Genomic DNA, 22,351 nt, shown 5'->3' with positions numbered 1-22,351 from the left:
ATCGCCGTTACTCTCACCTTTGTATCAATTGTAAATAATTGTTACAAAGTGTATTGACCTTGAGTCCCCTTGCCTAGTTTGGTATCGGGTGATACTAAACGTCGGGACATATAAACAGTTATAAGGTTGGTCTGGGTTGACCTCTTAGATTCAGTCGGGGGACTGAAGACCTTACTAGGCGGTTATTTCAGGCATTTCAGCCCTATTTCATGCCTAAACGTTTCGCACTGATAGAGGAATTTTAACTAACTCGAAAATCAAGGAATTAGTAAAACCGATAGAAGGATTAGACTATATTACTGGTTTAACTAAGCCTCAAATTCGGAAAATGGCTGAGGTAGAAGTGATTCAATTAGGATTATTTGATCAGGTAAACTTGGTGGAATTTGAGAGCGAAGATTATCCCGACGAAAGATTAATTGCTTGTCGGAATCCCTTCATTGCCCAGAAAAATCAACAACAAAGAGAGGCATTATTAGAGGCAACAGAGAAGGAACTAGATTTGATTGTTCAGGCGACTCAAAGGGAGAAAAGAGCTTTAAAGGGTCAAGATAAGATAGCTTTGAGAGTGGGCAAGGTTCTTAATCAGTTTCAAGTCAATAAATACTATAACTTAGAGATAACAGAAGAAGGTTTTTCCTATCAACGGAAGCTGGAATTAATCGCTCAAGAAACGGCCTTGGATGGTGTGTATGTGTTAAGAACTTCTCTGGAGTCCACCTTGATGGATGCAGCGACGACGGTTAAAGCTTATAAAAGTTTATCTCAAGTGGAGGAGGCATTTCGCTGTTATAAGTCAATTGATTTAAAGGTACGTCCTATCTATCATTATAAGGGTGATAGAGTCAAGGCTCATATCTTTTTATGTATGTTGGCTTATTATGTGGAATGGCATTTAAAACAGTCCTTGGCTCCTTTATTATTTGAGGATGAAGAAATTGATGATAGTTCTCTGAATGTGATTAAAGCCAATCGGAGTGAATCCGCTCAATCTAAAGAGAGAAAAAAACGGAATCAAGAGAACCTCCCTGTGCATAGCTTTCGGACTTTGTTGGAAGACCTGGGAACAATTTGCTTGAATACAGTGGAATGTACGATTAGGGAGGGAAGTTATCGTTTTTCTAAGATAACTCGACCGACTCAACTGCAACAAAAAGCGTTAGATTTATTGGGAGTTTCCCTGATTTGTACCCAGTAACGGGGCGCTGGAAATTCTCTTAATCCCTCCTACAGCAGAGGTTATGGCTTTTTGTCAACGGGGAAGTCCAGGTATCAGAATCTAAAACTAAGTAGAAAATCTATAGGTAATAAGAGTTGCGATTTTTTTCTTAGCATAAGTTGATATTTGAGAGACGAAAATATAGAAGCATCTGATTATTTACTAACCTACTTTTTTAAAATTTTTAACGGGTTAGGACTGAGATATACTGAAACTGTTGCTTATAGATCACTACTATGGGACGTTTAGCGCTGATCAGCGTGACTGACAAAACCGGAATAGTTGACTTTACCCGTCAGCTAACAGAAGAGTTTGATTTTGAAATTATTAGCAGTGGAGGAACCGCCAAAACACTGCAATCGGCGGGAATTCCCGTGATTAAAGTGGGAGAATACACAGGATCTCCTGAAATCTTGGGCGGAAGGGTAAAAACTCTCCATCCTCGCATCCATGGCGGTATTTTGGCTAGACGGGATTGGCAGTCAGATTTAGCGGAAATGGAGGCTAATCAAATTCGTCCTTTTGATTTGGTGGTGGTTAATCTCTATCCCTTTGAACAGACGATCGCTAATCCTGATGTTACCACCGCTCAGGCGATCGAACAAATCGATATCGGTGGTCCGGCGATGTTACGCGCCTCGGCTAAAAATTTCGCCCATTTGACTGTCATCAGTAACCCGAAGTATTACGAGCAGTATTTAAGCCAATTACGGCAAAATAACGGCGAAATCTCCCTGGAATTCCGTCAAAAAATGGCGGGGGAAACCTTCGCTTTAACCAATGCCTACGATGGTGCGATCGCTGCCTATTTCGCCAGCTTAAACGGGGAAACGACTCGCTTTCATTTGGCGGGAAATGCCCTGCAAACCCTGCGTTACGGCGAAAATCCCCACCAAAGTGCCACTTGGTACGGCAGCGGGACAATGGCTCACGGTTGGGGAAAAGCGACCTTATTACAGGGAAAAGAACTAAGTTATAACAATTTAGTCGATTTGGAAGCAGCCCGCCGTTTAATCGCCGAATTCGGCAGGGAAGAACCGGCCGCCGCTATCTTGAAACACAATAATCCCTGTGGGGTGGCGATCGGTGGTAGTTTAGTGGAAGCTTATACTAAAGCTTTTCATGCCGATGCTATCTCCGCTTTTGGGGGTATTGTTGCCCTAAATCAAGCCATAGATGAAGCAACCGCTAAAGAATTAACGAAAACTTTCCTAGAATGCGTGGTTGCCCCCGATTGTAGCCCCGAAGCCCGGGATATACTCGCTAAAAAGTCAAAAGTGCGGATTTTATTGCTGCCGGATTTAACCACGGGAGAAAAACAAACAGTGAAAGTTATCGCCGGCGGTTTTCTAGTACAAGCGGCCGATGACGTGGTGGAAACCCCAGACGAGTGGCGCGTGGTGACAGAAAAACAACCCACTGCCGCACAATTAGCGGAATTACTGTTTGCTTGGAAAGTATCTAAGCACGTTAAATCTAATGCTATTGTGGTGACAAAAAATCAAACTACTTTAGGCGTTGGTGCGGGGCAAATGAATCGCGTTGGTTCGACGAAAATTGCCCTTGAACAAGCAGGGGAAGCGGCCAAAGGTGGCTATTTGGCTAGTGATGGCTTTTTCCCTTTTGATGATTCTATTCGCACGGCGGCCCAGTTTGGTATCGAGGCAATTGTTCAACCAGGAGGTTCTTTAAAAGATCAGGATTCGATTAATGCCGCTAATGAGTTAGGTTTAATTATGGTCCTAACAGGCATTCGTCATTTCTTGCATTAATACAAAGTTAGGGGGTGTTGCTGCGGGTAAGTGAGTCGTTAGGCATTCAATCTACTTACAGCCCAGAGGCAGGCGTTGACAATTGACGTAGGATTAGTTAGTATGATGATCTAATCCTACTGGGCTGTCGTGGGCAGTTTATGGCAATGAGTAAGAAAGTCAGCATCACCTTAGACGACGAAGTTTTGGACTTTGTAGATCGACTAGCAAGCAATCGTAGCCGCTTTATCAATGATGTTCTCTGGCAAGAGAAGAAAAGGGTTTTTATGAAAGAGCTAGAAGATGCTTATAAAGATCAGGCCAATGATCCAGAGATGCAAGCAGAAATTTCTGTCTGGGATATTGCAGTGGGTGATGGTCTAAATGCCTAATGGAAGACTAACCTATAAGCGAGGAGAGATATGGTGGGTAGATCTGAAACCCGTTGTTGGTTATGAAACCGATAAAGAACGTCCTTGTCTGATTTTACAAAACGATATTGGCAATCAAAATGGAACAACGACAATAGTTGCTCCATTGTTGCCTGGGAAAAGGACTTATCCTTTTGTTGTCAATATTACCCCGACAGTGCAGAATGGACTAGACGGAGATCGACACATCAACTTAAGTCAAATGAGGGCTGTAGATTCTCAGAGAATTAAGAATCAACAGGGTGTTTTAGAAGACGTTTATTGGGAAGAAATAGAGAAAGCAGTCTGTATTCAACTCGGTTTCAGTTTAGCTTTTAATTAGCAAATAAACAGTAATTTTTACCCCAACCCTAATCCCTCACCCCCAATAAAATTATGATGCACGGTTTTATTCCCCCTCATCGTTATTTTCCCTATCTTACTTGGACCGATATAGATTCAATGCCAGATAAGGAAAATGTGGTAATTATTCAACCCATTGGTGCGATCGAACAACACGGACCCCATCTACCTATTGCCGTCGATGCTGCCATTAGTTTAGGGGTTTTAGGCAAAGCTTTCGAGAAATTAAATACAAATGTTCCCGCCTTTGCTTTACCCTGTCTCTACTACGGAAAATCTAACGAACATTGGTCTTTCCCCGGCACTATTACCCTCTCGGCAGCCACCTTATTAACCCTCATTCAAGAGATAGCTGAAAGTCTCTATCGTTCGGGTTTTCGCAAGTTAGTATTAATGAACTCCCACGGTGGACAACCGCAAGTTATGGAAATTGCCGCTAGGGATATTCATCAACAATATCCCGATTTTTTAGTATTTCCTTTTTTCACTTGGCGAGTTCCCCACAATGCGGCTGAATTATTCTCGGAATATGAATTAGAATACGGTATTCATGCAGGAGATGTGGAAACTAGCATGATGTTATCATTACTGCCAGAACAGGTCAAAATTGAGCGGGCTGTGCGAGAATATCCCCAAGGTTTGCCAGAAAATAGTTTGTTAACTATGGAAGGAAAATTACCCTTTGCTTGGTTAACTAAGGAATTAACTAAAAGTGGAGTGATGGGAGATGCTACTAATGCAAGTAAAGAAAAAGGCGATCGATTATTAGAATCCGTTGCTAATGGTTGGGTACAGGCGATCGCTGATGTTTATCAATTCCGTCAACCGAAGTTATAGCAAATTGAACATTCCGACACCAAAAATTAATTTTTCTCAAGCAATATCCCGAACCTGTTGATAGCAGTTATCTTAATGATTGGGTAGAAAGTTTTCGTTTTCGGGAGTCGATCTTCCATACCAAATTAGGTTACACTTCATCTTTATGAGAAACACTGTAACACACAAAAATTAGCCGTTTCAGTCCCCTAAGGCTGCTGACTTAGAAACAATTGCGTTAGAATTAAAGAAATATTACAAGTGGTTGACAAAAATGAGTAAGCCTGATATAGAAACCATTGCCCTCCAGTTAGAAAGCAGCAACTCCAAAGATCGTCTGCTGGCCTTGGCATCCCTGCGAGAAGTGACCCCAGAGGAAGCTGTACCCTTGATCAAAAAAGTCCTTTATGATCAAATGCTGCCAGTGCGATCGATGGCTGTCTTTGCCTTGGGAGTCAAACAAACCGAGGAATGCTTTCCTATCCTAGTGGATTTGTTAGCCAATGATGCCGATTATGGCATTCGCGCCGATGCTGCGGGGGCCTTAGGTTATTTAGAAGATATTCGCGCTTTTGAACCCCTACAACGGGCTTTTTACGAAGACACGCAATGGTTAGTCCGCTTTAGTGCCGCCGTTGCTTTGGGCAATTTGCGCGATATTCGGGCTAAACAGGTGTTATTATCGGCCCTCGATAGTAACGAAGCGGTTATTCAACAGGCCGCTATTGCCGCTCTTGGGGAAATCAAAGCAGTGGAAACCGTCGAGAAGCTTTTAACCTTTGTTAACTCCGATGACTGGTTAATCCGGCAGCGATTAGCGGAAGCTTTAGGCCAGCTTCCAGCGGAAAAAACGATCGCAGCCCTAAAATTTTTGGTCAAGGACGAACATCCACAAGTGCGCGAAGCGGCCCGTTTATCTTTGCAAAAATTGGCCAACGTCTAGGGATAGGATAGAATAAATAATCTATTCTTCCAGAGCGATCGATCTTTGCCTACAGCCATTCATGGACATTCAAGAATTTATTAATCTCTGTGCGGGTAAATGGTTTTCTCAGCGCACCAGTTATCAATTAGCTGCCCAAAAAGTTGCCAATAATAAAGCAGAAATCACCATCGATTTGCTGGCCGCCGATGCTGCCGATGTGGTGCAATTATGTTTAGAAAATAACTGTCAGTCCCAGACCAGTCTAGGGGGATGGAAAACGACTTGGGATAATTCCGTGGACTATGGACAACCGAAAAAAATCGGTTCTAGCTATTTAGTTTGGCTGCCCTCAGGGAATCCTTGGCAAGGAAAATTGATCACATCGGACGGTAAATCGGCAGCGCTGGGAGAATATCATCTCAGAAGCGATCAAGCTTTAACTTTAACCATCGAGGACAATCACCATCGTATCGAGGAAAGAATCTGGTTTGCTAGTCCTAATCTGAGATTGCGTACCAGTATTATCCAGTTGGCCAATGGCGATCGCCAGACGGTTTTCTATTCAGAAATTCGCAAAATGGTTGCTTCTAAGTAGTTGCTATCCCTAATCTCTGAGGTGGGGAAGACAGGGTTAATCTTCCACCACTCCAGTCAAATCCTCCTAACGTCGGCCGCGTCTGCTGCTGCCAAAACCACTGCGACTAGGGGTACGACGGGAACCAGAGGAACCGAAACTGGGAGAACGTTTGACAGTATCAGATTTACCCGAATTCTTCAGGGTACTGGAACCATAACCGGAACCACTGGGTTTTGTGGTGGTGGTGGTGCTGCGATTGGGACTAGAGGGAGTATTGCTAGGATAACGACGTAAATTGCCAGTAGAACGGAGAGTTTGCCGGTTTTTGACCGCCGGAGGTGGACTATTATGTTTAGTCCGGTATTGATCCACTGCCTGATTATAGGTGGAACCGTAACCACCAAAACCGGTCATTACACCCCCCGGAGTATAGAGGGGAGGAACGTAGTATTGAGGACGAAAGAGCAAACTACCCAAAGCTTGACCAGCAACAGCACCGAAAAAAGGACTCCAAAAACTCGATTCTTGCCGAATCACCACGGTTTCCTGTTGTCCGGTTTGGGGATTGTTCCGCACTTCCGTGACATTATGGACATACTCGATTTTAAAATCTTCGGTCATGTACAGGGTAGCCTGATCGCCGTTGATTTCCACCGCGGTTTTTTCCCCTTTAGCGATAGCTTCATCGCTTAATCTAGCCATTTGCAGGTTAGTGGTGCGAAAGAGGGGAGAATTCCCCCCAGGGGTGTTTAACAGCATTAAGGTATAAGTGCCATCTCCATCATCGTAGGTAGCTTGTTGCACCTCGTAGCGACCGCTACTAACCTGATTGGATTCTCGTCTTACACTACTGTTACTAGCTGACGGTGACTGAGTTTGATTTGACGACGAACCACAGGCCACCGTTGTGTAACAAAGGGTAAGAATTAAAAGGATTGTCGTTACTTGGCGCAGCATAATGGCAAAATTAAGACTATAAAGGCAGCAATTCGGGGAAATTGAGTAATAGCTGCTCATTGGTCAATTCATCTCCCAATTGAGCAGGAGAAAAATGTACCTGAATCGCGCGCAGCCGACCTTGGTAGTGGAGGTTAATTATTGATTTTAAACCATCTTCCAGGGCCTCTCGATCGGCTAGGCTAGTTTCTAAACCAGCACTCTCACCCTCGAATGCTATTGTGATCATAACAACTAAGTTATCAGTGACGGGTAAAGTTAAGGGTTCCTTTTCCCCCACTTCCCCAGACACCGATTCACTTAGGTATCTCCCCGCAGAATCGGTAAACAGTTCGTTAACGTAGTCTCCCGCTTCCCCCTCATTCCAAAAAACATCGCCCTCATTAGCCACAGAAAACCAATAGAGGTTCATCTGCAGCAGATTTTGACAAATTTCTACTAAACCCTCTCCCATGACCTCTAAATCGCCTTCGGAATCGATCGCCTCCCGGCCGGCACGATTAAGAATACCGATCAGGGGTGCGACTTCTTGGCCGTAGAGATGCAAAAATAAGCGACAGACCACATAGCGAGTTCTACCCGCAAATTTCTTGAAGCGATCGCCTAAAGAACCCATAATAGACCTCCGGTAAAAATCAAAAATTGTCGTTAAGGTTAGGAGTCAGTAGTCTTGAAGCCATCAGCTGGATCGACAAAACGCAGCGGCGGCAGATAACCTTGAACTCAGTACCAGCGGCTTTCGTCCGTCCGCTGCCGTGAAGTGTTAGGTGGTTGACTGCAATCTAGCATTATTTAACACCTCCTGAAGCTCCTTAATACTTAAGGGTGGGGTACGGCGGTGAATCATAGCATGGCAATTGGGGCAAACAGGACGCAGATCATTGATCGGATCAACCCGATATTGCTGCTTAATCTCCGATAGTGGACGCAGATGGTGAACGTGAATAAAACCATCACCTAACTCACCATAGACTTTGCTAAAGTCAAAACCACAAACAAAGCAACTTACACCATAGTATTCAACACAACTTTTTCGAGCTTTAGTATTACGCTCATAGGCATTAACTGTTACTTGCTGCACTCCACCTTCATAATGTGCATTATTATCTGAAATCTCTTCAGGCGATAGAAAACTTGAAGAATTAGAGAATTCTTGCCATACTTTTTCTAGCTCTAATGCAACGCTATCAGGCACTTGCACTCCTGACATTTGAGTATCCCAGTGCATTTCCTTGAAAGGTTCTGTATCTAGCAACTGGCGCGGTAAAACATCACTTTTTGCTGGACTTAGTAATGAATCGAACCGAACTCTGACAAACATTGCAGTTTCTCCAGAGGATGCCTTATCGCTATCCCAATGCCTATCTTCATAGGAACCTTGAATAGCAAATCCTGATGCAAAAATTCCTTTAGGCTCTTGACCCAACCTCATAAAAAATACACGATCGCCACGTTGAAGACGTTTAGAATTACCACAGCTCCAACGAGCAGTAACTAATTGCCCAGCCTGAACTGATTGCGACATTTCCTCAATGTCATTCCAAGGCCACCGTTTAGGATTCCAAGCTAATAGAAAAGTTGCCATAAATAAAAGCTGATAGCTAAAAAGACTGATCACTGATAGGACGTTTTTGAACTGGCAAAAATTAATCAGGCAAGGGGTTTAATCTATCCGATAATCAAGTAAACAGCCAAAAAAACCCTCAGCTTTTATTTATTTTGCCATTTTCTAGGCTCCTATGCCTTGATGCCCTGTTAACAGTCTATAATGACTTAAAATCCTATTGGTGTGAGCAAATGGCTGTCCAACTACAACAAGCTTTAGTGGTTGCTTCCTATATCTTGAAACAGCGTCTAGCAGGAAAAAAGCGTTTTCCCTTAGTTTTAATGCTAGAACCCCTATTTCGCTGTAATTTAGCCTGTACTGGCTGCGGCAAGATTCAACATCCCCCGGAAATCCTCCGCAATCATCTTACCCCAGCAGAATGTTTCGCAGCGGTGGAAGAATGCGGGGTTCCCGTGGTTTCCATCCCCGGGGGCGAGCCGCTTTTACATCCACAAATCGATGAAATTGTCAAGGGGTTAGTGGACAGAAAAAAATTCGTCTATCTCTGTACCAATGCCCTGTTATTGGAGAAAAGCCTAGATAAATTTACTCCTTCACCCTATCTTACCTTTAGTGTTCATCTGGATGGTCTCAAAGAACATCACGATCGCTGTGTGGATCGAGAGGGAGTATTCGATAAGGCAGTACAAGGGATTAAAGCAGCGAAAGCGAGAGGTTTTCGGGTTACTACTAATACCACGGTTTTTGAAGGCACAGATGCGCGAGAAATGCAGGAATTTTTTGATTTTCTCGCTACCTTGGGTATCGATGGCATGATGATTTCCCCGGGTTACAGTTATGAGTGGGCCCCAGATCAAGATAGTTTCTTGAAACGGGAGCAAACCAGAGCTTTATTCCGAGAAATTCTCTCACCCTGGAAATCAGGTCAGAAAAAGTGGAATTTTAACCATAATCCTCTCTTTCTCGATTTTCTCATCGGTGAACAGGACTATGAATGCACCCCTTGGGGTAGTCCTAGCTATAGTCTTTTAGGATGGCAAAAACCCTGTTATCTGCTCAACGAAGGTCATTACAAAAGCTTTCGGGAACTTTTAGAAGAAACCAATTGGGATAACTACGGTCGGGCCAGTGGCAATCCTCAATGTGCCGATTGTATGGTACATTGCGGCTATGAACCGACCGCGGCCATGGCAGCTTTTAAACCGGCTAATATGGGACGTGCGATGCAGAGTCTCATCGGAGTCTAATCCTAAACTGATTCTAACCAGACGGCGGGGACTTGACTAGGGCGATCGGGTAATTGCATCCATCCCATTTCGCACAGACGAATTACCGAACTTAATTTTTCTACCAAAGCGGGATCGAAACGAATCCCGCTATAATTTTGACAGCGCTCTAGGGCCTCTCCTAAATCTAGAGCTAGTCGGTCGCCTCGCGGTTGAGTTAATTCCTGAAAATAGGCTGATAATCCTAAAATTCGCGACTCTAAGCTGATTTCTTCCCCTTTTAAGCCGTTGGGAACCCCGCTACCATCCCAGTATTCAAACTCATGGTAAATAATCTGTTGAATTGGGGCTAATTCGGGCATAGTGGCGAGTAATTGTGCGCCTAACACCGATCTATCCCGCCAAAATAACGCATTTGCTCCCTCTAACTGACTGGCACGCTGTCTAAAAACTTCGATCGGAGCCTCCGCTAGACCGATGCGGTATAATAAACCAGCTAATCGTAAGCGTCGTAATCTCAGGGTGGGTAAATCGAGCAATTGTCCCAACATTTCCGCTAAAGCGGCCACCTGTAGGGAAGCAAGGGGATTATCAATATCTCTTTCATCGACTTTTTGAGCCATTCTGAGAAAAGCTTGTAGTTTATTAGCGGCTAAATTTTTATTTAAACGGGATGCTTGTCCTTCTAAGTCGCTTAATTCTCGTGTTTGTCTGCTGACGGTGACTAACTGCTGTTGACTGGTTTGCAGATAGGTGACAATGCGAGAGACTACTCCGGTTAAATCCGTGGGAATGGGATTAATATTTTGACTAATTTCCTGCTGTTGTCTGCTTAAATCGGCCGCTAGACTGGGATTATAGGGATGCAGACGCTCAATTAAGATCCTAGCGGCTTTTTCGACTAAATCGCGATCAAATGTCCATAAACCGTAGAATTTTCGCTCCGTGTCTATTTGGGGTTGACTATCGGACCGGTATTCTTCCGGGGATAACTCATGACAGAGTACCATGGAGGCGTAATCGGGGGAAAGAATGATTAAATTCCACTCATTAACCAAACTATCGCTATTATCTAAGTTCACTAGGGAAACATTCTCTAAACTGCTGGTTTTATGCTCAGAAAAACCACTATCGGCTACGGCAGCGATCGCAATATGACGAGAAGAGCGAGCCATATCTAAATAGCGCTCAGCTTCCTGTAAATACCATTTTCCCTGTTGAAAGGTGACTAAGACCAGTGGTTTATTTGTACTATCTGGGCTGCTAGTTTGCAAGATATGATCTTCAAGAGCATGACAGAGGGCCACAAGGGTATTCTTAAAATAGACCCCGTAACTGCTGGGTAATCGTCCCGATGAAGCTCTTTTTAACTGTTGTAAGCTGGATTCTACGGTCATAGGTGGCAAGATTAGGGGAAGTGGGAATTATGAATTATGAATTATGAAGTGGGGAGCAGGGAGAGGGAATTATGAATTATGAATTATGAATTATGAAGTGGGGAGACGGAGTAGGGGAGCAGGGAGAAAAAACTGATTACTGATTACTGATTACTGATAACTGATTACTGTCTCCTCATCGCTTTTTACTTAATTTTATGACCTTAGTGATTTGTACGGGTTTTCATGATTCTAGATTGACCGAGGATTTTTTAGGACATCTGGGGAGCAAATCGGTCCAATTACGTCCCTATATTATTATTTCTCCTTTTTCTTGCTTAAATGAAGCTTTTTCACCCAGAGAAGACCTAACCTTAATTGGGTTTAGTGCGGGGGTGGTAAATGCGATCGCTTTAGCTCATTATTGGCAAGCTCAAGGGGCGAAAATTCGAGCTTTAATCGCTCTGGACGGGTGGGGAGTGCCATTAATCGGTAATTTTCCCATTTATCGCCTTAGTCACGATTATTTTACCCATTGGAGTTCCTGTTTATTGGGTAGCGGTCAAGAAAATTTTTATGCGGATCCCCCTGTAGACCATCTTAGCCTCTGGTCGTCCCCCAATCGAGTAACTGGTTGGTCTGTCAATGGTAATTTCGTCCAACGCACCACAGCGTTAACTTTTTTATCTCAAATCGGTTAGGCAAAAATCAATTAAGTATAATTGGCTAGTCGCCTCCCTATCTTTCCTATTTCTTTACCGCTGCTGACTCATGAGTACATCAGTTCTGAGTTCTTCGATTCTCTTGGTGGGAATTGAGGAGAATATCGCTAAACTAGCTAGTGCGGACTTGAAAGAAGCAGGTTATCGTCCCCTGATTGTGCCTAGCATTGATAGCGCTTTCCCAGAAGTGCAAAGTTGGCAGCCAGCGATGATTATACTCGATCGCTTCCTGGTGGGGGAAGCGGGTGTGAGTTTTTGTCGTCGTTTACGTTCCCAGGGAAGTCGCGTTTATATTATTTTGTTAGTATCTCAAGAAACCCTAGAAGAACGTCTCGCCTGTTTGGAAGCGGGAGCCGACGATTATTTTCTCAAACCCTATAATTCGCAATCTTTTCTCAAATTAATCCGTTTTTACCTGCAACCTCTGGAAACTATCCCCGAACAATTGCGCTTCGGTGACTTAGTATTAGATTTAGTCACTCGTCGTCTCTCCTATAAAAACAAAAATATTGAGTTGACGATGAAGGAATTTGAACTGCTGCGCTACCTGATGATTCACCCGAAAGAAGTATTATCAAGGGAGCAAATTCTCGAAAATGTCTGGGGGGACGAATTTCAAGGAGAGTCAAACGTTATTGAGGTGTATATTCGCTATTTACGCCTGAAGATGGAGGCTGGTGGTCAAAAACGCCTCATTCATACCGTGCGCGGTGTCGGCTACGTTTTACGCGAATCTTAACAGGAGTTAGGAGCCGGTCGTCAGGAGCCGGTCGTCAGGAGTCAGGAGATAGGGTTTTGGGCTTCGGCCGTGAGCTCAGCCGAACGGGTGATAGGGATTTAGGGGTTTACGGGTTTAGGGAAATTTCATCCAAATGCTCCACTTCCCCACTTCCCCACTTCCCCACTTCCCCACTTCATAATTCATAATTCATAATTCATAATTCCTGCACCCCACACCCTAGTCAAGCTCTGCTATTCGATCTGGATGGAGGTGGGGGAATCTATAGGAGGGGTGGAACTCCCCGGGGTGATAGTTTGACGGTATTGACTATAAAGACGGTCGCGCCAAGTAAAAAAGCCCTCGTAGGCGCTATTATCGGCTAACCCCGGAATCCCCTTGCCTTGCAATTGCGCGGGTAAGTTGAGATAGGAACCCTGGGGAAACTGAAGCAGTACACTTAATCCCGCCACGGCTAAATCGGCTAAAGTGGGCTGATCCCCGACTAAATAGGGACGATTGGTTAAAATGAGGTTCAAAGCCTCTAAGTCCTGTTGTAGCCCCTTTTTCGCCGTATTGATAGCATCTTTTCCCAGACCTACACCCGTCCCCAAAATATCAATTAATTCCCCCGGCAAGGAACCCAGCAACAAGCGCATAAAATCGGGAGTTTCCAGGGGTAAAAAAGCGGTACGAAAGTTTTGATTTTGGGCAAAAGCACCGAGAAAAGCGGTTCTTCCTTTTAATCCCAGGGATTCATCGGCCCATTCTTCGATTAATAAACATTGACCCCGTTGGAGGGGATCTGTGGGTATAATTGGTTTTTCAGGATACTTGCGATCGAGATAAAAAGCAATCTCCGTCGAGTCAGCGATATAGGTATCACCATCCTTGAGGACCGGGACCTGTCGCTGTCCGGAAAGACGGAATAAGTCCAATTGTCCCACCCCCGGCACCACGTCCCTTTTTTTATAGGCAAGTCCTTTATAGTCGAGGATGAGACGGACTTTCTCACAATAGGCAGATAATTCAAATTGGTAGAGTTCTAGCATAGGATGATATAGCCCCTCGATAAATCAGTTTCTCCCTGATTACTCTAACCCGATCGGGCATCGGTCGTCTAAACTTAAAGACTTTACTCCGATTTTGCTCGAACATTTGTACTGCAAAGGAGAAAGGCGAAAAAATAATCTTTTGCTAATTTTAGGGACAAGATGTAGCAAACCGAACTCAATAGCTCCACGCTTTTAGGTTAGAATATCTTCGAGCTCCAGAAGAGCCGGAATAACTTATATATTCCCGCAAGCTAACTTGCGAGATACCAATAGCATAACCTCATAGTAGAGGCGTGCGAGGGTGGGCGACTTTCTCGGATCAGAGGTTACTATGCAATTATCCATGGACGTTTTTAATAACGTAGTTCGCTATCTCGACAGCCACGAAGAAAAATTACGGATCAAAAAATTAATCTTTTGTATCTGTAAAAAATATTGGGAAAATGCTCCTAATATTTTAGACGGTGTGGCGATGGAAGACTTGGTGAAGGAGTTAGTGCAACTCAAAACCAGTAAAGAACAATTAACTTTGTCGGTTTATAAATTAGTTAAAAACCTAAATCATCCTAAAGCTTATCTGGGCGTAGCCACAGTTATTATTGAGCAAGTCAGTAAATTATATAGTGGTATTGCTGCCGCCTATGAAACCCAATTATCACCATTAGAACCAGCAGTTAACCCTAGGTTTACTGCTGTTAACAATGCTGTCAACAACGAGGAAGATAATTCCTTAAGACAGGTGGTTAGTAGCCTAGAAAATCATCTAGAGACGGAGAGAATTCAAAAATTAATGTTTGCCGCCTGTAAAAATCGTTGGGAAAATGATCGATCAGTGATTAATAATTATGGCTTAAAAAATATTATTTTAGAACTTCGGCAAAACAATCCTAATTTCTTCAGCTTGCGAGAAACTCTCAACCAAGTTGCCGAAAATATTAATAAAAAAGCTCTATACATTTCCCTAGCTGAGATTATTCTTACCCAGCTAGAGCCTCTCTACGATAGTGATAGAGATTACGAAGAAGATGAGTCAAACAGTCAAATCTTTAACGATCAAATGGTTCATCTAAATGATGATTGTGATTCTTCGGCTAAAACTGCATCTTTCTCCTCCTCTAGAACCAGAAGTAAACCTGTGGAGTTTCCCTCTTCGATTATCGCTCTAAATGAACCGCAAGTGGTAATGGGATTGCACTTTTCCGAGTCAGCTTCCTTAAAAAATAACCCCAGTAATTCCCCACAAATTGCTGCCTACGACCCCTTTGAAATTCGTTTAGAAATTTTGTATTATGCTAATCCTTTACGAGCTAAAATATTGATTTTCTCGCTCCTATTTTATCCTTGGGATCAGAACAGTCAAGATTGGTTAACCCTGCGAAGTTATACCCTAGAGGATTTACTACAACAACTCATCGAAAGTGGTAAATCTCTCAAGGATATCGAAATTCAACTATACCATATTGCTCAAACCCAAATGGATAGGGATGCTAACGTTCAAACCGCCGGCATTCTGGTGCAAGCTTTACAAAAAATTATTTAATTTTTACCCCAATTTCTCTGGATATTCTACCTATGAAACCCACCGAACTAATTGCACGTTATGCCGAGGGAGAAACTCAATTTAGTGGCTTAAAATTGCCAGGAGTTAATTTAGTTGGTGCTGACTTGATTGGCATTGTTTTAAATGGGGCAGATCTGCACGGAGCCAATCTTCTCTTTACCTATCTTAACCGGGCTAATCTCGCTCAAGCTAATCTCGTGGCGGCTAATTTAAGCGGTGCTAGTCTCAACCAAGCTGACTTAAATGGGGCAGATTTACGCAGTGCCAATTTACACGGAGCGCTCCTACAAGGGGCTAATCTTCGTGATACCGATATAACCCTAGCTATTCTACTTGATGCTAACTTAATCGGGGCGGATTTACGCGGGGCTGATTTAAGTAGTGCTAACCTCACTGGTGCTTGTTTGCGGGGAACAAATATGCGTCAGGAAAATAAAAATTCTCACACTAATTTACAAGCGGCTAATCTCTATCGCGCCGACCTGCAAGGGGCTAATATGAAAGGGGTTAATCTGGTACGAGCTAATCTAGTAGGAGCTAATTTAAAGGAGGCTAATTTGTGCAATGTTGACATAAGAAATGCAGACTTAACTAATGCTAATCTCCAAGGTGCTTTACTCACTGATGCCAATTTAGTCGGGGTGTGTTTAGTGGGAGCAAATCTAGCGGGAGCCAATTTAGTACGGTCAAAAATGAGCGATACGGAAGCAATGGGCGCAAATTTCCATAGTGCAATTATGACTGAAATAAAATTAGATCGAGCTAATCTTAGTCAAGCTAATTTTCAATCGGCAAGAATGAATCATGCTGACTTAAGAAGGGCTAATCTTTCAGGAGTTAATCTTAGGGAAGCGGATTTAATCGATGCTTTTTTTGCTAGAGCAAATCTCACCGGTGCTGATTTAAGTAATGCGAATCTAACTCGTGCTGAGTTAATGAGTGCTAATCTCATGGGAGTTAACTTCCTCGGTGCAATTATGCCCGATGGCCGGATTAATAATTAAAGTTAAGTAGTCGTGCAAAATTAATTTCCTAGTGAAGATAGGCAAGAGGCAAGAGGCAAGAGGCAAGAGCGGGGTTAGATATGTGTAATTAATTTTGCCTAGGTACTTACTGGACAATTTTGTTGGCAATTATTCTGGTATAATTAGGGGTAGAATTGAGGGTAGTATTATGGTTTAGCCAGCAATTATTGCAGAAGAGCTGGGCAAAATCTACACCACCATTACAGTTATCAATCGCGCCGATCAAATTTTAGCAGCAGCGGCTGTGATTTCTCCGGATCAAATTCGCTCTCTTACCCTAGAAAATGTCTTGGTAGATACGGGAGCAACTACTCTTTATCTGGTGCCAGAAGTAATCTCCCGCTTGGGTTTACAGCTTTTAAAAGAAGTAGATGTGGCTACGGCTAAAGGCATAGGAAAAGCGAGAATTTTTCGCGATGCCACCTTGATTATCGCGGGACGGGAAGGGACTTTTGAATGTTTGGAATTACCCAGAGGTCAAAACAACTTATTAGGAGTAATTCCCTTAGAAGCTTTGGGATTAGAACCAGATTTTCGCAGCCAAAAATTGCGAGTTTTACCCACGGAATCCCACGAGACTTATTTAACAATTTGATCAAACAAAATAGCTCTATAAAATCACTTTTTGTCTGACTGTTCCGGCTCTTTCAGCTATAGCGATAATCTCGATTTCTTGACCAGAAACTCCCTTAATTACCCATTCCACCGTACAGCGATAATCTAAACCGTGAGCAAGACTACTATATACTTTATTTGATCGCCCTTCTAAGTGACCGATTTCCTGCTCTAATTTTCCCACTATTAAACTCACCTCATCGGCTAAATTTAACTTGACTTGAATGGGACGAACTATCTTTCTTTCCAGTGCTTTTTTACTGGTATAAGTGGGTAAAAATCCCTGATTTTCTAACTGTAAAACCAGATGATAAATACCATTTCCCTCCGACTTAAGATCGAGACGAGAGATAGCTAAAAGAGGTGACATTAAAGCATGGGCAATAGTAAACTCACATTGTTTTTCACATAAATCTGGTAAATACTTTTCTGGGGCATTTTGCCAGACATTTTTAAAGTCCCAACCGCCAATTTCCACCTCTCCCAATTGGGGATGATCAAAACTTTGCCAATTAATAAAACCCTTTCCCGCTAAATTCTCATCATTCCAACGCTGTAACTTCAATTCATCTTCCAAAGGATGCCAGCGAAACCATTGAATATAATCATCTTTTTTCACTCCCGCTTGGGTGGGTGCATCCCATAACTCCACCGTAAAACCATACCAACCAAAATGATCATAACCGTAATCATCCATGGCACCGTTAGTCACTTCTTTAGGATGATAACGAAAATCGTGATAGACAGAAACGCATTCATAGCCAGTCATTGCCTTTCCCTTATCGGCAATATATTTATACATTTCTAAGTCTTCCACGGGGAAATATTCATCGGGATGGGTGCTATAGGGACGCAACATGACTGCTGAATAGGTATGATAGGTAACGAAGCCATTAATATTGGTGTTATTCGCCCAAAATTCGGCTTCTGCACGGGTTTCTGGCTCCGAAAAAGGAAAATCTCCGGCCCCCTGTTGTTCCCCTTCAGGAACCCAATAAACAGGATAATTGCGGTTAAAATCTAAACCTTCTAGGGTGGGGGCAGTGGTAAAATTATAGCCATCGTAATCGCGGATTAAACCTTCGGTGAGCAAAGTGTAAAAAGTTCCCTCAAATTCCTCTGGTTCGCGACGCACCATAATGCGAGGATCTTGTTCGGAAATTTTCCAAGCGCCACAGGTATCTTTTTGGCGCATTTGTAAGATTAAACCATCGCCGTTAATATCTTCAGGATATAGCCCCGGTTTCTCATCCGTGTGGGGATAGGGGCGAATACTCGATCGTAACAGATAGGGAGTAGTGAGATATTTTTCTGCTCCATCCACGGCTAATCGCGGCAAAATATAGACAGTGTAATGGTCAAGAAGTCTGGTAATTTGGGGATTATGACCGTATTCGCGCAAAAGATGAGAGATGGTGTAGAGAGCGACGGCAGAGCCTGTTACTTCCCCCGCGTGGGTGTTAGCATCGATCCAATAGGCAGGTTTTTCTAAATAGGGGCCTGTGGCTTGATTTGTGAGGGTAGTTAACCAGATATCTCGATTTTCGTAGCTTTTACCGATCGAAGTGAGGCTAATTAAATTAGGATAGGATGAAGCTAGGTTTTTCAGGAAAGAAACTAATTCGGCGTAGGGGTAATAGTGGCTAAAATCAAACATAATCTTCTGCAACTAAAAAAAGGATTCTTGGGTTAATTTGACAAAATATGGGATAATAAAAGTAGAAAACTATGGATAGTCAAGATATCGCTCGCTATATTGAAGAAACTAACGGTATTTCCAAGCCTTGGCTGTTGGTGCAATTGCGTCTCAAAAAACTGCAAGAACGTCGCGCTAGTCTTTCCCAACAGGAATATATCCAAGAATTGGATGATATTCAACAAGACTTAATGAAATTGGGCGAATGGTGGCGAGGTATCGAGTCAGAAGTCTTTAAACCCTAAGCGGTGGCGATAATCTGTAATACTCGCGGTAAATCCTCAAATTCGCCGACTATGCGTTTTACCGGTTGTGGCCAAACCCGGACTAAAGTGGGAATAGCAGAGACATGATTAGATTCCGCTTGTTCTGGATGCTTAGAGATATCGATCACTTTCAGGGTGTAGGGATGGTGTAATTCTCGTTCTAGAAGCTGATGGATCGATTCTAGGGTGTGTTTAGTATTGGCATTATTACCGGAGACAAATAACCGCAAAACATAACCCTTGGGACTGGGGTTAGTGTAGTCGGAGTCAGCACTAATCCCCGAAGTGGTTGCGGGGCGCTCCTGATAACGGAGAATCAGATCGTGGGATTGCCAAAGTTGGGGAAACTGCTGACGATAGGTTTCTAAGATAGTGGGATTAGAGGATTGTTCCTGCCAAGGTACAGTAAACCAAGCTCGATCGTCCGTGGCGAAAATAGCATTTAATAAAGGCTGATAGCGACGGACAAGGGGATAGACTTCGGCTCTAGTATGAATACGGTGACTGTAGGGATCTCGCCACCGGTCGATGGTAGCGGTAAAACTAGGAACTAAAAAATGGGGGGGTTCTGGCAACCCTAAAGCGGACTGGAGAGCAGCACAGAGATTCAGATGCCAATGAGTTTGTTTATCAGGATCGATACAGTAAATCAGGTCGCCCCCGGGGGTAAACAGGGCGATGCCTTTAAAAATATCGGGCAACACAATCGCAGAAGTAGCCACTTGAGGGGTTCCCGTGAAGAATAAATAGGAGCTTCTATTTTTCTAGACTACTAAACTCTTGACCCCTGAAGGATTTCCTTCAGGGTTTTTCTAGATTCTACCCCGCAGCATCATCGCCAGTTCATTGGGGACCGGGGACATGGTCAAGGCTACCTCCTCGGTAATCCGTCCCTTTTGATAGAGGTTAAACAGGGATTGATTAGTGGTAATCATGCCGTGGTATTCGCCGTCTTTCATTAATTCAACAATTTCGTCATTTTTGCCGTTGCGAATGTAATCTTTGACGGCCTCTGTATTGAGGAGAATATCGTAAAAAGCAGCCCGTTTACTGTCGGTGGTGCGACATAAACCCTGGGAGATAATACAAACCAAGGATTCTGCGATCGCCAGCCGCGGCGATTCCCGTTCCTCGGCGCTATAAAGAGTTAAAATCCGGTCAAGGGTTTTAACGGCGCTGTTGGTGTGCAGGGTTCCTAGGACTAAGTGACCAGTTTGGGCAGCTTTCAGGGCAGTATTAACGGTGGCTTTGTCCCGCATCTCCCCCACCAGAATAATATCTGGGTCTTCCCGCAAACAGGCTTTTAGGGCATTATCGAACTCGTGGGTGTGCATTCCCACTTCCCGTTGTTTGATCAAACTGCGACGACTTTGATGGACAAATTCGATCGGGTCTTCGATGGTGATAATATGTTTGGGGTGTTCTTTATTGATGTAATCGATCATTGCTGCTAGGGTGGTGGATTTCCCTGAACCCGTCGGACCGGTGATTAAAATCAATCCCTTCTGCACATCGCACACATCCCGGAAAACCCTCGGTAAGCGCAATTGTTCCATAGTGGGGATTTTCATGGGAATCAGACGCAAAACCATCCCCGGACCGCGCAGACTTTCAAAGATATTAATCCGCACCCTAGCGAATTCGTACTGAGTCGCACCGTCAAATTCTAGGTCTTTTTTAAAGCGAAGGATTTCTTCTTCACCGAGGATTTCGCGTAACCAACTATAAAAAGTGTTGATGTCAATTTCAGGATAGTCGAGAATAATCATTTCGCCACGATCCCGCATCCGGGGTTGTTCTCCAACCCCTAGGTGAACGTCCGAATAACCCTGATCAAAGGCAATCCGAACCAAATGTTCTAAGGTGGGTTGATTGGTGGCGCGACTTTGGGGAGGACGTGGGGGCGATATTTGCCCATTTTGCAGCATATTTGGCACTTTTGGGGTCTGCGTCGCCACCTTTTGGCTCATTTCTTGATTTATCTCTGGTTTGGTTCCCTTGATTAACTCCGAGGGAGGTATCGGGATGGAGGGAACTGGCAGCGGCTGCAGTGGTCGCGAGGAAGAATTGGGATTTTGACTCATTTTTGAACTCTCAAAAATTAATTATGCCAGAACTCTATAGTACAAATTATTTAATTGACATACTCCCACCGTCAAGCTGCGCTGTGACGGGGGATTCTTGACCTATCACTATCGGAAATTCCTTGTTCAACGAGACAGCTTAGATTCTCCATGTCTCCACCGAAAACCCAGAGGCCAGACTCTCCCAAGGCGTTTGGGTCGGTTTCTGTTTGCCCAACAGTACCGTTGAGATAATTTCCTGACAGGGGGACAAGCAAGCTGAAAAGCTTATGTAGGGTTGGCTGAATACATCTAAAAACCTTGTTGGGTAAGACTTTTAGACTTTTTGTCAATCAAAAAGTACCAGGCATGGGAGTGATCAGGGGGAAAATTCCTGGACTTTTTCCCTGAAAATTAGGTAATTGGCCACCTCAAAACTGGTAAAACCCCACACCCCACACCCCACACCCTGCCCCCAGGAAAAGCTTTTTGCCGCAAACCCGAAGTAGTAATCTCGAAGAACAGCAGCGAGTATTGGGGAAAATATTGACCGTGCTAAGCTGTTCATAATTTAAATTGCTTGTTGAGACGAGGCACTCATGCAAGAGGTAAAAGGCAACAGTAAAGGGATTGGGGGAGGTTCGGCTAATCTAAAAATAAGCGGTTTAAATGCGTCTTAGCTTATTACAAAAGAACAGGGATTTGGAGAGTTTAACTTAGCTGGTAAGTGTAAAAAACCTATGGGGTTTTTAAAACAAAAGAACCTTGGTATATTCTGACTAACTTTGGAGATTTAGAGACGGCAATAACGATGTGGGGGGATTTTCCCTTATATTCGGCTATCTTCTCCACTGACCATCCATAATGCCTAAGTCGAATGATTTCGGCTCTCTCCTTGACCCTATAAGGAATTCCTGCCAGTTTTTGCAGTTCTAGCAGGTTTTTGTCTTCTTCTTCAATTAAATCAATTTTTAGAGGGGCTGGCAAGGTTTGATTCATCCTCCACAAAGGGTTCTCTGCTATTTTATAAGTTTTTTCGCCTACTTACTTAGAACCCCTCTCGAAAATCATTGAAGAAATTAATCGACGATTTGGTACTGATTTCAGTGAGGATGTTATCGAACACCTTGACACCAAACTGGATGACAGCGTACCCCTGAAAGCGAGCCTTAAGATCAATACTCCCGAAAATGTTAAACTTGCCTTTGATAACCTGGCATCCGACATAATGCAGGACATGGTGGAAACCAACTTCAGCTTTTATAAAAAGTTCACTGACGACCTTGAATTTCAGGCCCTGCTCCTCGGTTTTCTCTTTAATCGATTCCTGCAGCGATCGAATACTTCCGAAGCTAAGACAGACTCAGTTTAACATTCGATCGAACTTTGCCGCCGATCCCCGACCAATGACAGGGTAAGAACGGGGGTCTTCCCCCGACATTT

The 22,351-nt window shown here is 43.6% G+C and carries 22 protein-coding genes and 2 pseudogenes; 14 read left to right on the top strand and 10 right to left on the bottom strand.

Going from position 1 to position 22,351, the window contains the following annotated elements:
• Nucleotides 1-226 precede the first annotated feature (226 nt).
• From N0824_RS12360 to N0824_RS12330, 7 genes and pseudogenes are all read left to right on the top strand, one after another.
• Nucleotides 227-1,198, top strand: a pseudogene (locus N0824_RS12360) (transposase); the annotation flags it as partial.
• Between the two features lie 257 nt (nt 1,199-1,455).
• Nucleotides 1,456-2,991 carry a bifunctional phosphoribosylaminoimidazolecarboxamide formyltransferase/IMP cyclohydrolase gene (gene purH / locus N0824_RS12355; protein WP_108936968.1) on the top strand — a complete coding sequence of 512 codons (1,536 nt, stop codon included), beginning with the start codon at nt 1,456-1,458 and terminating at the stop codon, nt 2,989-2,991.
• A gap of 146 nt (nt 2,992-3,137) precedes the next feature.
• Nucleotides 3,138-3,362, top strand: a complete 225-nt coding sequence (locus N0824_RS12350) for a hypothetical protein (RefSeq protein WP_004158853.1) — start codon at nt 3,138-3,140, stop codon at nt 3,360-3,362.
• Nucleotides 3,355-3,723 (top strand): type II toxin-antitoxin system PemK/MazF family toxin, encoded by a 369-nt coding sequence (locus tag N0824_RS12345; RefSeq protein WP_046662108.1) that lies wholly within the window; start codon nt 3,355-3,357, stop codon nt 3,721-3,723. The genes N0824_RS12350 and N0824_RS12345 overlap by 8 nt, the downstream gene beginning before the upstream one ends.
• Nucleotides 3,724-3,776: 53 nt before the next feature.
• Nucleotides 3,777-4,580, top strand: coding sequence for a creatininase family protein (locus tag N0824_RS12340; protein WP_108936967.1), 804 nt, complete (start codon nt 3,777-3,779; stop codon nt 4,578-4,580).
• Between the two features lie 253 nt (nt 4,581-4,833).
• Complete coding sequence (locus tag N0824_RS12335) at nt 4,834-5,502, top strand: HEAT repeat domain-containing protein (protein WP_108936966.1); 669 nt, start codon at nt 4,834-4,836, stop codon at nt 5,500-5,502.
• 61 nt (nt 5,503-5,563) lie between these two features.
• A complete protein-coding gene (locus N0824_RS12330) occupies nt 5,564-6,079 on the top strand; it encodes a phycobiliprotein lyase (protein WP_108936965.1) in 516 nt (171 codons plus the stop codon).
• Nucleotides 6,080-6,145: 66 nt separating this feature from the next.
• Here N0824_RS12330 and N0824_RS12325 read toward each other — a convergent pair whose 3' ends face one another.
• From N0824_RS12325 to N0824_RS12315, 3 genes are all read right to left on the bottom strand, one after another.
• The gene (locus tag N0824_RS12325; RefSeq protein ID WP_108936964.1) at nt 6,146-7,078 is read right to left on the bottom strand and encodes a hypothetical protein; all 933 of its coding nucleotides are present in this window, start codon (nt 7,076-7,078) and stop codon (nt 6,146-6,148) included.
• A complete protein-coding gene (locus N0824_RS12320) occupies nt 7,035-7,634 on the bottom strand; it encodes a DUF1517 domain-containing protein (protein WP_108936963.1) in 600 nt (199 codons plus the stop codon). Before N0824_RS12320 ends, N0824_RS12325 begins: the two co-directional genes overlap by 44 nt.
• Nucleotides 7,635-7,781: 147 nt before the next feature.
• Nucleotides 7,782-8,636, bottom strand: a complete 855-nt coding sequence (locus tag N0824_RS12315; RefSeq protein ID WP_052578116.1) for an HNH endonuclease — start codon at nt 8,634-8,636, stop codon at nt 7,782-7,784.
• A 179-nt stretch (nt 8,637-8,815) separates the two neighbouring features.
• Between N0824_RS12315 and hpnH the strand changes: the two genes are divergently transcribed.
• A complete protein-coding gene (gene hpnH / locus N0824_RS12310; RefSeq protein ID WP_008205928.1) occupies nt 8,816-9,832 on the top strand; it encodes an adenosyl-hopene transferase HpnH in 1,017 nt (338 codons plus the stop codon).
• 2 nt (nt 9,833-9,834) lie between these two features.
• Here the strand turns inward: hpnH and N0824_RS12305 are convergent, their stop codons facing one another.
• Nucleotides 9,835-11,208, bottom strand: a complete 1,374-nt coding sequence (locus N0824_RS12305; RefSeq protein ID WP_108936962.1) for a DICT sensory domain-containing protein — start codon at nt 11,206-11,208, stop codon at nt 9,835-9,837.
• A 197-nt stretch (nt 11,209-11,405) separates the two neighbouring features.
• Here N0824_RS12305 and N0824_RS12300 point away from each other — a divergent pair, with 197 nt between their 5' ends.
• A complete protein-coding gene (locus N0824_RS12300; RefSeq protein ID WP_108936961.1) occupies nt 11,406-11,888 on the top strand; it encodes a hypothetical protein in 483 nt (160 codons plus the stop codon).
• 70 nt (nt 11,889-11,958) lie between these two features.
• Nucleotides 11,959-12,648: a response regulator transcription factor NblR gene (nblR, locus tag N0824_RS12295; protein WP_108936960.1), complete on the top strand. Its 690-nt coding sequence runs from the start codon at nt 11,959-11,961 to the stop codon at nt 12,646-12,648.
• Between the two features lie 233 nt (nt 12,649-12,881).
• Here the strand turns inward: nblR and N0824_RS12290 are convergent, their stop codons facing one another.
• Entirely contained in the window at nt 12,882-13,679 is a 798-nt protein-coding gene (locus N0824_RS12290) for a glutathione S-transferase family protein (RefSeq protein WP_108936959.1), read from the bottom strand.
• 334 nt (nt 13,680-14,013) lie between these two features.
• On the opposite strand from N0824_RS12290, the gene N0824_RS12285 reads away from it, so the two are divergent.
• The 3 genes from N0824_RS12285 (at nt 14,014) to N0824_RS12270 (ending at nt 16,863) form a co-directional block, all read left to right on the top strand.
• Complete coding sequence (locus N0824_RS12285) at nt 14,014-15,222, top strand: hypothetical protein (RefSeq protein WP_108936958.1); 1,209 nt, start codon at nt 14,014-14,016, stop codon at nt 15,220-15,222.
• 32 nt (nt 15,223-15,254) lie between these two features.
• A complete protein-coding gene (locus N0824_RS12280) occupies nt 15,255-16,247 on the top strand; it encodes a pentapeptide repeat-containing protein (RefSeq protein ID WP_108936957.1) in 993 nt (330 codons plus the stop codon).
• A 199-nt stretch (nt 16,248-16,446) separates the two neighbouring features.
• Nucleotides 16,447-16,863: a retroviral-like aspartic protease family protein gene (locus tag N0824_RS12270; protein WP_108936955.1), complete on the top strand. Its 417-nt coding sequence runs from the start codon at nt 16,447-16,449 to the stop codon at nt 16,861-16,863.
• A gap of 15 nt (nt 16,864-16,878) precedes the next feature.
• Here N0824_RS12270 and N0824_RS12265 read toward each other — a convergent pair whose 3' ends face one another.
• The gene (locus N0824_RS12265; RefSeq protein ID WP_108936954.1) at nt 16,879-18,540 is read right to left on the bottom strand and encodes a M14 family metallopeptidase; all 1,662 of its coding nucleotides are present in this window, start codon (nt 18,538-18,540) and stop codon (nt 16,879-16,881) included.
• A gap of 71 nt (nt 18,541-18,611) precedes the next feature.
• Here N0824_RS12265 and N0824_RS12260 point away from each other — a divergent pair, with 71 nt between their 5' ends.
• Complete coding sequence (locus N0824_RS12260; protein WP_002751038.1) at nt 18,612-18,824, top strand: hypothetical protein; 213 nt, start codon at nt 18,612-18,614, stop codon at nt 18,822-18,824.
• On the opposite strand, the gene N0824_RS12255 is transcribed toward N0824_RS12260, so the two are convergent.
• From N0824_RS12255 to N0824_RS12240, 4 genes and pseudogenes are all read right to left on the bottom strand, one after another.
• A complete protein-coding gene (locus N0824_RS12255) occupies nt 18,821-19,567 on the bottom strand; it encodes a circadian clock KaiB family protein (RefSeq protein ID WP_108936953.1) in 747 nt (248 codons plus the stop codon). The genes N0824_RS12260 and N0824_RS12255 overlap by 4 nt on opposite strands.
• 90 nt (nt 19,568-19,657) lie before the next feature.
• Complete coding sequence (locus N0824_RS12250; protein WP_108936952.1) at nt 19,658-20,929, bottom strand: type IV pilus twitching motility protein PilT; 1,272 nt, start codon at nt 20,927-20,929, stop codon at nt 19,658-19,660.
• Nucleotides 20,930-21,000: 71 nt separating this feature from the next.
• A pseudogene (locus N0824_RS21365) lies at nt 21,001-21,168 on the bottom strand (RNA-guided endonuclease TnpB family protein); the annotation flags it as partial.
• Nucleotides 21,169-21,646: 478 nt separating this feature from the next.
• Nucleotides 21,647-21,895 carry a helix-turn-helix domain-containing protein gene (locus tag N0824_RS12240; RefSeq protein ID WP_233256421.1) on the bottom strand — a complete coding sequence of 83 codons (249 nt, stop codon included), beginning with the start codon at nt 21,893-21,895 and terminating at the stop codon, nt 21,647-21,649.
• Nucleotides 21,896-22,351 lie beyond the last annotated feature (456 nt).

It is taken from the genome of Microcystis sp. 0824 (genome assembly GCF_003112475.1).
Lineage (GTDB): Bacteria > Cyanobacteriota > Cyanobacteriia > Cyanobacteriales > Microcystaceae > Microcystis > Microcystis aeruginosa_C.
Note: the sequence above shows the minus strand (reverse complement) of the source record. Positions and strands in the feature narration are given on the sequence as shown.

Excerpts from the sequence above, each read along its gene's own strand:
- purH (WP_108936968.1), top strand. The coding sequence starts at position 1,456 with ATGGGACGTTTAGCGCTGATCAGCGTGACTGACAAAACCGGAATAGTT.
- N0824_RS12350 (WP_004158853.1), top strand. The coding sequence starts at position 3,138 with ATGAGTAAGAAAGTCAGCATCACCTTAGACGACGAAGTTTTGGACTTT.
- N0824_RS12345 (WP_046662108.1), top strand. The coding sequence starts at position 3,355 with ATGCCTAATGGAAGACTAACCTATAAGCGAGGAGAGATATGGTGGGTA.
- N0824_RS12340 (WP_108936967.1), top strand. The coding sequence starts at position 3,777 with ATGATGCACGGTTTTATTCCCCCTCATCGTTATTTTCCCTATCTTACT.
- N0824_RS12335 (WP_108936966.1), top strand. The coding sequence starts at position 4,834 with ATGAGTAAGCCTGATATAGAAACCATTGCCCTCCAGTTAGAAAGCAGC.
- N0824_RS12330 (WP_108936965.1), top strand. The coding sequence starts at position 5,564 with ATGGACATTCAAGAATTTATTAATCTCTGTGCGGGTAAATGGTTTTCT.
- N0824_RS12325 (WP_108936964.1), bottom strand. The coding sequence starts at position 7,078 with ATGAGCAGCTATTACTCAATTTCCCCGAATTGCTGCCTTTATAGTCTT.
- N0824_RS12320 (WP_108936963.1), bottom strand. The coding sequence starts at position 7,634 with ATGGGTTCTTTAGGCGATCGCTTCAAGAAATTTGCGGGTAGAACTCGC.
- hpnH (WP_008205928.1), top strand. The coding sequence starts at position 8,816 with ATGGCTGTCCAACTACAACAAGCTTTAGTGGTTGCTTCCTATATCTTG.
- N0824_RS12305 (WP_108936962.1), bottom strand. The coding sequence starts at position 11,208 with ATGACCGTAGAATCCAGCTTACAACAGTTAAAAAGAGCTTCATCGGGA.
- N0824_RS12300 (WP_108936961.1), top strand. The coding sequence starts at position 11,406 with ATGACCTTAGTGATTTGTACGGGTTTTCATGATTCTAGATTGACCGAG.
- nblR (WP_108936960.1), top strand. The coding sequence starts at position 11,959 with ATGAGTACATCAGTTCTGAGTTCTTCGATTCTCTTGGTGGGAATTGAG.
- N0824_RS12290 (WP_108936959.1), bottom strand. The coding sequence starts at position 13,679 with ATGCTAGAACTCTACCAATTTGAATTATCTGCCTATTGTGAGAAAGTC.
- N0824_RS12285 (WP_108936958.1), top strand. The coding sequence starts at position 14,014 with ATGCAATTATCCATGGACGTTTTTAATAACGTAGTTCGCTATCTCGAC.
- N0824_RS12280 (WP_108936957.1), top strand. The coding sequence starts at position 15,255 with ATGAAACCCACCGAACTAATTGCACGTTATGCCGAGGGAGAAACTCAA.
- N0824_RS12265 (WP_108936954.1), bottom strand. The coding sequence starts at position 18,540 with ATGTTTGATTTTAGCCACTATTACCCCTACGCCGAATTAGTTTCTTTC.
- N0824_RS12260 (WP_002751038.1), top strand. The coding sequence starts at position 18,612 with ATGGATAGTCAAGATATCGCTCGCTATATTGAAGAAACTAACGGTATT.
- N0824_RS12250 (WP_108936952.1), bottom strand. The coding sequence starts at position 20,929 with ATGAGTCAAAATCCCAATTCTTCCTCGCGACCACTGCAGCCGCTGCCA.